Below are 8,450 nucleotides of genomic sequence, written 5' to 3'. Positions count from 1 at the left end.
GTGTCATCCTTGGTGATGCGCACCCGCCGGGCGGTGCCCAGCTGCGACAGGCCGACATTTTCCAGCTTGATGCCCAGATCTTCCGACACCACCTCGCCAGCGGTGACGATGGCGATATCTTCCAGAATGGCCTTGCGGCGGTCGCCGAAGCCCGGTGCCTTGACGGCGGCGATCTTCAAGCCGCCGCGCAGCTTGTTCACCACCAGTGTGGCCAGCGCCTCGCCCTCCACATCTTCTGCGATGATCAGCAGCGGGCGGGACGATTGCACCACCGCTTCCAGCAGCGGCAGGATGGGCTGCAGGCCCGACAGCTTCTTGTCGAAGATGAGGATATAGGGATTGTCCAGTTCGGCCACCAGCTTGTCGGTATTGGTGACGAAATAGGGGGAGAGATAGCCGCGGTCGAATTGCAGCCCTTCCACCACATCCAGCTCGGTTTCCAGGCTCTTGGCCTCTTCCACCGTGATCACGCCTTCATCGCCCACCTTGGCCACGGCCTTGGCGATGATTTCCCCGATGGCGCTTTCGCCATTGGCGGAAATGGTGGCAACCTGGGCCACCTCTTCATTGGTGGAAACCTTTTTCGATCGGGCCTGCACATCGGCCACCACGGCAGCCACGGCCCGGTCGATGCCACGGCGCAGATCGGTGGGGTTCAGCCCGGCGGCAACCGCCTTGGCCCCTTCACGCGCAATGGCCTGGGCCAGTACGGTGGCGGTGGTGGTGCCATCGCCGGCCAGATCGGCCGTCTTGGTGGCCACTTCCTTTACCAGCTGCACGCCCAGATTTTCGAACTTGTCGGTCAGTTCAATCTCTTTGGCGACCGACACACCATCCTTGGTGATGCGCGGTGCGCCAAAGCTCTTTTCAATCACCACATTGCGGCCTTTCGGCCCCAGCGTCACCTTGACCGCATTGGCTAGAATATCGACCCCACGCAGCAGGCGTTCACGGGCGTCGGTGGAGAATTTCACATCCTTGGCAGCCATGGCACAGGCTCCTTCGTCGCAAATGGTTTCGTATTGGGAAATCAGCCAGTATAGACGCCGATAAGGTCGCTTTCCTTCAGGACCAGCAATTCCTCACCGTTGATCTTGATCTCGGTGCCCGACCATTTGCCGAACAGCACCCGGTCGCCCACCTTCACATCCAGCGGCACCAGCCGGCCCTGATCGTCACGGGCCCCGGGACCGATGGCCACCACCTCGCCCTCCTGGGGCTTTTCCTTGGCGGTGTCGGGGATGATGATGCCGCCCTTGGTCTTCTCTTCCTGGGCCAGACGGCGCAGGACGACACGGTCATGCAGGGGACGGAAGGACATATCCTGATGCTCCTTGATTCCTCAAACCCAATGGCGCCCGCCACGCGGCACACCGTTGATGTGAATTAACATAAAACTACATTTCCTATTTACGCAATGGGGATTTTATCACAAAAACATTGTGTGTTTATCGCGGCGGAGCTTGAACAGGTGAGGCGGTGTCCAATGTGGCTGAATCCAAGGATCAAGCACCGCATCACCCATTCATTTTGAATATTTGATTTTCATGCCCCCGTGTTTGCCCAACATTCCCGGTTGGATGATGGGGGGCAGTTCTATGGATCAGTTGACCCTGACGGCGGATGTGCTGGTGCTGGGCGGTGGCATGGCCGGGGCCTGGGCCGCCGCTGCCGCAGCACAGGCCGGTGCCCGCGTCGTGCTGGCTGACAAGGGCTATTGCGGGACCAGCGGGGTGACGGCAACCGCTGGTCCCGGCCATTGGTGGGTGCCGCCCGATCCGGAAAAACGGGCGGTGGCCATTGCCGCGCGGGCAGAACGGGGGCAGGGGCTGGCTGATTCTGCCTGGATGGCGCGTGTGATTGAGGAAACCTGGCAGACCCTTCCCACCCTTGCCCGCTATTACACCTTTCCCCGTGACGAGAAGGGGGAGGTGCAATATAGGGCCTTGCGCGGGCCGGAATATATGCGGGCCCTGCGGCAGCAGATTGTCGATCTGGGGGTGGTGATCCTGGACCACAGCCCCGCGCTGGAATTGTTGCGCCATGGCGATGGCTCGATAGCCGGTGCCCGTGGCTGGCGCCGGCAGGAAGGGCGCTATTGGCAGGTACGGGCGGGGGGCACAGTGTTGGCCACCGGCGGCTGTGCTTTTCTCTCGGGCCTGCTGGGGGCACACACCAACACAGGCGACGGGCTGTTGATGGCGGCGGAGGCGGGTGCCGATTTCAGTGGCATGGAATTTTCCACCTATCACACGGTTGCTCCGGCTTTTTCAAATATGACCCGATCCATGTCCTATGCCTTTGCCCGCTATTTTGACGGGGCAGGGCGCGAGCTGGATATCAATCCGATGGAGTCCACACGCCCCCTGGCCTTGGCGCTGATGCAGGGGCCCGTCACATGCTGCCTGGACCGGATGCCCCAGCATTTCCGGGATGAGCTGCACCTGATCTCCCCGAACGTCATGTTGCCCTTTGTACGCAAAGGGATCGATCCCTACCGGCAGCGTTTCCCCATCACCCTTCATGGAGAAGGAACAATCCGGGGTGTGGGTGGAGTACGGCTGACGGGGCCGGATTGTGCCACTGCCGTGCCCGGGCTTTTTGCTGCAGGTGATGCCGCCACCCGGGAAAATGTGGCCGGTGCCACATCCGGTGGCGGGGCCCAGAATTCGGCCTGGGCGCTTTCGTCGGGTCGTTGGGCGGGGCAGGCGGCCGCAGAACGGGCCCGCCGATCCGGTGTCCGGGCGGGGGAAAAGGTGGAGGCGCTGGGCCGCACCGGTCTGCGGCCCCGTTCCCCCTGTCGTGCGCCCGACCGTGCCACCACCATTGCCGCCGTTCAGGGCGAAATGCTCCCCTATGACAAGATACTGTTTCGGCGCGGGGCTGTTCTGGATCGGTCGCTCGCCCTGTTGGATGGGTTGTGGGATGAACTGGGTAGTCAGCCCGCCGAGCCTGATCCCGCCCGCAGCCGGGAAGCTGCAGCCCTGGTGGCGGTGGCACGCTGGTGTAACCAGGCGGCCCTGGCCCGGCGGGAAAGCCGTGGCCTGCATGAAAGGCTGGATTATCCGACCAACAACCCGCAATACGCGCGCCGTCTGGTGGTTGGTGGTCTGGGGCGTCTTTGGGGGCGCTGGCAAGAGAATGGGCAAGGGGATGCCAGATGATCGAATTGCTGATCGCCGATCGCTGTACAGGTTGCAATGAATGTGTACGTGTCTGTCCCACCAATGTGTTTCAGGCAGTACCGGCTGCCACTCCCATCATTGCCCGGCAGGATGATTGCCAGACCTGTTTCATGTGCGAGCTTTATTGTCGTGCCGATGCCCTTTATGTCGGGCCGGATTTTTATCAGCAGGAACCGGTGACGGCTGATCAGGTGATCCAAGCCGGTCATCTCGGCCAGTTCCGCAGACATTCCGGTTGGCATGAATGGGAAGGGCTTTATCCCAACCGTCATTGGCGGATGGATGCCGTTTTCATGGAGGCAAGGAAAATTAAGGATCAATGATACCAGCGGCACGAAAGCTTGACCATATCTGCGCAGATTGATGAAATTTAACCACTCGATTGTTCTAAAATCATCAACAGTGCCGCATGCGGAAACCCATCCGCTTTGCACACCATGATGTGGCATGCTTGTTGCTTAATTCCAATCAAAAATATGGGGATTATTATGCCGATAGAGTTTTTCTCGCGACTGCCCCTGCATGGGGAGACCCAGTACATTCCGGGTGACAACCGCAACCGTGGTGACTGGAACCGGTTACCAGCAGAAAGCACGGGGGCTGTTTCCAATTTCCGGATTGGGGATGACTTCACCTATATTGACTATCTGTCCCAGGTCGCGCGGGCGGCGGAACTGAACGGGTTCGCCGGTGCCTTGCTGGTGAATGCGCCGTTCGGGGACGAGCCCTGGATCATTTCTGCCATCCTGGCGCGGGAAACGAAGCGGCTGCGGTTCGTCGACGCTTTTCACCCGTTCCATTTCAGCCCCTGGCAGGCCACCCAGATGGCGGCCAGCTTCCAGCGTGCCAGCGGGCCGGCTGGTCTGGAACATTATCCAGGGCGGTTCGGATGCTGTGCAGCGGGCGCTGGGCGATCCGCTGGCCCATGATGACCGCTATGAGCGGGCCATCGAGTTCCTGGACGCGGTCAAGGGCTTCTGGACGCAGGAAAGTTTCCATTACCAAGGCAAATATTATCAGGCGAACGGGCTGGGTCTGCGCGGGCCGCTGCGGCGGTCGCCCCTTCCCATCATCTGCTCGGCCGGCACCTCGCCCGCAGCCAAACGGCTGGCGGCCCGGCATGCGAATTATTATCTGGTGCTGGCAGAGCGTCCGGACATCGTTGCCGGCCATATCGCCGATGTGAAGGCACTGGCCCGCGAATATGGGCGGACAGATGAGATCCGCTTCGGCCTGTCCGTCGACGTCATCGTGCGGGAGACCGACGAGGAGGCATTCAAGGAGGCCAAGCGTTTCTTCGATGAAGGCGTGAAGGCCGGAACCGTGCAGGCCATGGCGCAACGATCCGAACAATTGTCGGATGCCAACAAGGCCCGGTACAAGCGGTACAATGAGAAGGAGGTGAACGGGTTCGCGGATCTGTTCATCGAGCCGCATCTGTGGGGTGGCTTCGGCTATGTCGGCATTCCGCCGGGCTTCGCCTTTGTCGGCTCCTATGATGCGGTGGAAGCGAATATCCGTCAGTTTGCTGATCTGGGCCTGTCCTGGTTCTTTATCAACGGGTACCCGCATCTGGAGGAAATCTATCGCCTGGGCGAGCATGTGCTGCCCCGGTTCCGCCAGCGCGCGCCCGTTGCCGGTGCCAATGACCAGCAGCCGGTGCCCCTGGTGGTCGGGCTGGAAGCCCGCGGGGAAGGTCTGCTGGAAGCCCGCGGCAATAACTGAAAGCCACTGAGATGACAGAGAGAAAGCCCGCCATCCGTCTGGCGGACGAAGCCGCGGCCATCGCCGCCGCCCATGCGGTGGCCGACAGCATTCGCCCCATTGCCCAGGACAAGGCCCGGGAAGGGGACCTGCCGCGCGAACAGCTGGATATCCTGTTCGCCAGCGGCGTGCCGGCCATCGCCGTTCCCACCGACCTGGGTGGCATCGGCGCGTCGATCCGCACCATTGTGGAGACGGTGCGGATCATCTCCCACGCCGATGGCAGCATAGGCCAGGTGCTGCAACTGCATAATGTGATGATCGCTGGGGTGCTGAATTCCCCCCTGGCCGCGACGCGGGACTATTTCGCGCCGAAGATCCTGGACGGCCAGCGGTTTGCCAATGCTCTGGCCGAGGTGGGGGGCAAGAACAAGCTCGCCCTGCGCACGACGCTGACGCCCCAGCCCGATGGCAGCTTCCGCCTGAACGGGCGGAAATTCTATTCCACCGGTTCCTATCTGGCGGATTGGCTGTCGGTCGGGTGCGTGTCGCCGGACGGTGTGCCGGCCTTTGCGCTGGTGGAACGGGATGCGCCTGGCGTCACCGTTCTGGACGATTGGCGGGCCTTTGGGCAGCGCACGACGATGAGCGGGACGGTGATCTTTGAGGATGTGCATGTCCCGTCCCATCATGCCCCCCAGCGCAACCGCGGCACCAACCGTGCTGTGCTGACGCGGCCGCAGATATTGCATGCTGCCATTGACACCGGTATTGCGCGCGGCGCGCTGGACGCCGCCATCGATTATCTGCGCCATCATTCCCGTGCCTGGATCGAAGGCGGCGTCGACCATATCACCCAGGAACCGCATGTCATCAAGCAGATCGGGGAGTTCACGTCCGCCGTCTATGCCGCGGAAATCCTGCTGCGCAATGCGGCGGAGATCTATGACCGCGCCCTGGCCAACCCCCACGATGAGGCCTTGACGACAGAGGCCATCCTGGCCGTCGCCCATGCCCGCGTCGCTTCCGATCATGCCTCGTTGAAGGTTGGCGGGGGCCTGTTTGACCTGCTGGGGGCCAGCGCGGTGCAGGAAAAGTTCAACCTGGACCGGTTCTGGCGCAATGCGCGGACCCACACCACACATGATCCCATCCGCTGGCGCCTGCACGCCATCGGTGAACATATCTTGAACGATCAGGCGCCAATCGATTTTCCTTTGGCGCCCGATGCACGCAGCCGGTTCCTGCAACCCGGCTGATCCTATCCTGATTTGCGGCTGCCGGGGCGGCTGCCGCAAATCTCCTGACAAAAAATATTGGGCGGGACGAAGTGCCGCGCGACCGCAGCAAATTTTGCCTGCGGCTGCCCTTCTGTCTGCCCATTCAGTTGAAGGGGTAAGAAAAATCATGAACAAGCTGGACAAGGGGTTGAAGCGGTATAGTGCCGTTCTGTTGAGTGGCACCCTGCTGACGGGGCTGTTTTCTGCCACGGCGGGGACGGAAACAGCGGCTGTGACCGACGCATCGGAAAATAGCGCCGTCATCGTCACGGGCAAGCGGCTGACCACCGGGGTTTTGCCGGAGCGCCCGCCAAAATCGATTTATGGTCTGGAGGCCAGTGCGCTGGACACGCCGCGCGCCGTCTCGGAGGTGTCTGCGGAGCAATTGCTGCGCGATCCCATCCGCACCACCGACGATTATGTGAAATACGCTCCCGGCATTACAAGGGGCGGAGGCCAGGGTACCAGTGCCGCGCCCACCCTGCGTGGGTTGTCAGCGGAAGTGTTTCAGAACGGCCAGCGCATCTACAAGGATGGCAATGACCATCCGCTCAATCTGAACGCTTTTGAAGGGGCAGATATCGTCGCCGGTCCGTCGTCGGTGATCTTCGGGCCGTCCAACGCGACGGGCGGCTATGTGAATTATCTGACGAAGAAGCCTTATTTCGACAAGCAGCGCAGCTTTGTGACAACGGAGTTGGGGACTTGGGTTCCCAGCACGCACGAAACCTATCCCGACTTCGCCATTACCGCCGATACCGGGGGCCCGATTGATGAGACGTTGGCTTATCGTATCAGTGTGAAGGGAAAGCGTGGCGGCACCTATTACGACAATGTCGAAAATAATTATGACAGCACATATGGTGCGATTTCCTGGAAGCCGACGGAACGGTTGACGGCTGATTGGAATGGTTCGGGACTATCGGGAATTTCGTGCTCGGCTGGGCCCTAGTGATGCGAAAGGAGCTTCACGATGGCACGACGCAAGGCCCCTGTTATCCCCGATGCCGTTCTGGACCAGTTGCTGGCTGGCGGCGACGCGAAGGCAGCTTTTGACCAGAACGGCCTGCTTGACCAGTTGAAGAAGGCGCTGGCGGAGCGGGTTTTGAAGGCGGAGATGGACCATCATCTTGCCGGTGACGAGAGCGGCAACCGCCGCAACGGCTATGGCCGCAAGACGGTGCTGACGGATACGGGGGCAGTGGAACTGTCGGTCCCGCGTGACCGGGCCTCGACATTTGATCCGCAGTTGATCGGCAAGTATCAGCGCCGGTTCCCCGGGTTCGACGACAGCGAAGAGGATCAGAAAACGATCCGGTGGATCGTTTTCCCGATGAGCCATCTCGATGTACGCGCGGGGTATGTCGACACGGGAAATCACCGGCCATCTGCGGGAACTGTACGGGATCGAGGTATCGGCGGACCTGATCTCAGCGGTGACGGACGCGGTGCTGGATGAGGTGGCGGCCTGGCAGATCCCGGCCGCTGGAAGCCGTCTATCCGCTGGTTTTCCTGGATGCGCTGCGGGTCAAGATCCGGGACGAAAGTCTGGTGCGCAACAAGGCGATCCACATCGCCATCGGCGTGCGGGTGGACGGCACCAAGGAGGTGCTGGGCCTGTGGATCGAGCAGAACGAAGGCGCCAAATTCTGGCTGCGGGTCCTGAACGAGTTGAAGAACCGGGGCGTGGAGGACATCCTGCTGGCCGTGGTCGACGGGCTGAAGGGCTTCCCGGAAGCCATCGCTGCCGCCTTCCCGGAGACGAGCGTGCAGACCTGCATCGTCCATCTGCTGCGTCACAGCATGGAATTCGCGTCCTGGAAGGACCGCAAGCCGGTCGCTGCCGCCCTGAAGCTGGTCTATGACGCCTTGGACGACACGGAAGCGGAGAAGGCCCTGACCGCATTCGAGCAAGGCCCCTGGGGCCAGAAATATGAGGCCATCGGCAAGGCCCGGCGCCGGGCCTGGCAGGAGGTCATCCCGTTCTTTGCCTTTCCGCGTGAGGTCAGGCGCATCCTCTATACGACGAACGCCATCGAGGCCCTGAATTCAAAGCTCCGCCGCGCCGTCCGTGCCAGGGGCCATTTCCCCAATGACGAGGCGGCATTGAAGCTGCTGTTCCTGGTCTTGAACAGGGCCGAGAAAGAGTGGAAAATGCCCGCCAGGGAATGGACGGCGGCCAAGGCTGTAAAAGCATGGATTTGATCTGACAGTCACGCTCACCGATGCGGGTGTCCGGTGATGTTGAGCTGTCCGACGTTCACGCGGCAGCGATCTGCTT

Annotated in this window: 6 protein-coding genes and 2 pseudogenes; 6 read left to right on the top strand and 2 right to left on the bottom strand. The window is 61.4% G+C overall.

Going from position 1 to position 8,450, the window contains the following annotated elements:
* Together groEL and groES are read right to left on the bottom strand one after the other, a co-directional pair.
* Positions 1-989 (bottom strand): chaperonin GroEL (groEL, locus tag CHB97_RS25320; RefSeq protein WP_143271206.1); only part of this gene is annotated, 989 nt, incomplete at its 3' end.
* 41 nt (positions 990-1,030) lie between these two features.
* Positions 1,031-1,321 (bottom strand): co-chaperone GroES, encoded by a 291-nt coding sequence (groES, locus tag CHB97_RS25315; protein ID WP_089290810.1) that lies wholly within the window; start codon positions 1,319-1,321, stop codon positions 1,031-1,033.
* A 277-nt stretch (positions 1,322-1,598) separates the two neighbouring features.
* Here groES and CHB97_RS25310 point away from each other — a divergent pair, with 277 nt between their 5' ends.
* The 6 genes and pseudogenes from CHB97_RS25310 (at position 1,599) to CHB97_RS25285 (ending at position 8,374) form a co-directional block, all read left to right on the top strand.
* Positions 1,599-3,164, top strand: a complete 1,566-nt coding sequence (locus tag CHB97_RS25310) for an FAD-binding protein (RefSeq protein ID WP_244559708.1) — start codon at positions 1,599-1,601, stop codon at positions 3,162-3,164.
* On the top strand, positions 3,161-3,508 hold the full coding sequence (locus tag CHB97_RS25305; protein WP_089290808.1) for a ferredoxin family protein: 348 nt from the start codon (positions 3,161-3,163) through the stop codon (positions 3,506-3,508). Before CHB97_RS25310 ends, CHB97_RS25305 begins: the two co-directional genes overlap by 4 nt.
* A 114-nt stretch (positions 3,509-3,622) precedes the next feature.
* Positions 3,623-4,910, top strand: a pseudogene (locus tag CHB97_RS25300) (LLM class flavin-dependent oxidoreductase).
* Between the two features lie 11 nt (positions 4,911-4,921).
* A complete protein-coding gene (locus CHB97_RS25295) occupies positions 4,922-6,148 on the top strand; it encodes an acyl-CoA dehydrogenase family protein (protein WP_089290807.1) in 1,227 nt (408 codons plus the stop codon).
* A gap of 148 nt (positions 6,149-6,296) precedes the next feature.
* A complete protein-coding gene (locus CHB97_RS25290) occupies positions 6,297-7,121 on the top strand; it encodes a TonB-dependent receptor plug domain-containing protein (protein WP_160106261.1) in 825 nt (274 codons plus the stop codon).
* A 21-nt stretch (positions 7,122-7,142) separates the two neighbouring features.
* A pseudogene (locus CHB97_RS25285) lies at positions 7,143-8,374 on the top strand (IS256 family transposase).
* The last annotated feature ends 76 nt before the right edge of the window (positions 8,375-8,450 follow it).

This window comes from Azospirillum sp. RU38E (genome assembly GCF_900188385.1).
GTDB lineage: Bacteria > Pseudomonadota > Alphaproteobacteria > Azospirillales > Azospirillaceae > Niveispirillum.
The sequence above is the reverse complement of the archived record's forward strand: the minus strand, read 5'-3'. Positions and strand labels throughout refer to the sequence as shown.